We start from the raw sequence: 1,472 nt of genomic DNA, 5'->3' as shown, positions 1-1,472 counted from the left end.
CAACGCCGTCCACGATTTTCTCAGCAGGAGTTGAGCAGTCTTTCTCCTTGGCGGCGTTGGGTTTGAGTCAGGCGTTGGAAGCGGGGTGGCTGGGCGGGGGGATCCCGCTTTTTATGTGGCCAGAGGCGTGCGGTTTTGGGGCGTCTTCGTTGGTATTGGTCTTTGATGGCTCGCTGCAACTGATCCGCCCATGTCAACGGATTTGACGTCGAATCGCTCGAACATGGGGACTGCAGGGCACATCTCATGATGCGGCGTGTCGCCGTGCGCGACGCGGCCGGTGACCAGCGATCAGGATTGATCCTGGCACGTCGGAGTTCCTGCAGAGTTTTAAGTTGCAGCAGCCAGAAGCCCAGCATCGTCGCCTGATGTTCGGCCAGGACATTCGCTGCCGACCGGCTCAGCCAGGTAGGACGGTTGAGGGTCTGCTTGATGCTGCGGTAGGTCACTTCGATCCCCCATCGCTGACGATAAATCTCGCTGGCAGCCGTCACGCTCAGTTCCGCTGGATCAAGAATATTGGTTACCAGAGAAATGATCGAGCCGTTTTGAGAAAGTCGCAATAATCGCAAGCGTACTGGTGGGAGAGAGATTTGCTTGCCTGGCCAGACCCAGACCTCATCGCCACGAATTTCCAGGTCGGTCAGCTTCCACAACGTCCTGAGTGTGACGTTGCCACCGACACGCAGCAGGAACTTCACGCCGGCCTCATTCAGACGCCGGTAAAACTCGAATCCGGAAAAGCCAGCATCGGCGGTGATCAGACTGCGTGGCGGCAAGTCTCCCAGCATGTCTTCCAGATGGCGTCGTTCGCTGGCGGTTCCAGGGCCACAGCGGAAGTCCCACAGGGCGTTGGTTCCCAAATGTAAAAGCGTCGTCTGAAAGACCTGGGGAGCGGAGCGTCTTTTGCCCGCACACTTGAGAACCTGTTCATTGCTGAGGGTGCGTGGCGACTCGAACTTCGAGCCATCCGCGGCGAAGACGACCCATCCGTGCTGCTTCCACCGGGGACCGGCCAGCTCTTTGATCAACTGCCACAGCCGGGGCCGCAGGGCCTGGACGATGGGCTCGATCCATCGACACAACGCCTGAGTATAGCCGGTGTATGAGGTGGGAATGACTTCCTCAAAAGCCATGCCTGCCAGGATGCTGCGGACATGCTCGAAGCGGTCAGAGAGAGTCTGTCCTTCGTGCCAGCTCATCAAAGCGGCGGCGTGCAACAAACGCATGGGCGTCCACCAGGCATTGCCATGAACCTGAGCCAGCAGTGGATCAAACGAGCCACCGACAAGATCCGCGATGGCATTTTTGAGTTCGAGAGCATAGGTTACTGAACGTGGCCTCCGTGCCATGATCGAGTCTCCGGAAAGCGGATTGAGTGTGGTAACCCAATCTCTACCCGAGACTCGATCTTCTTGAGAACACGAAACTTACGTCACGTCATCAGACTTGTAAAATCGTGGACGGCGTTG

Annotated in this window: 1 protein-coding gene; it reads right to left on the bottom strand. The window is 57.7% G+C overall.

Annotated features, from left to right (window positions below):
- Positions 1–20: 20 nt before the first annotated feature.
- Positions 21–1,352, bottom strand: a complete 1,332-nt coding sequence (locus tag A6X21_RS10745; RefSeq protein WP_068847775.1) for an IS4 family transposase — start codon at positions 1,350–1,352, stop codon at positions 21–23.
- Positions 1,353–1,472: the final 120 nt, after the last annotated feature.

This window comes from Planctopirus hydrillae, from assembly GCF_001707835.1.
Lineage (GTDB): Bacteria > Planctomycetota > Planctomycetia > Planctomycetales > Planctomycetaceae > Planctopirus > Planctopirus hydrillae.
Note: the sequence above shows the minus strand (reverse complement) of the source record. Positions and strands in the feature narration are given on the sequence as shown.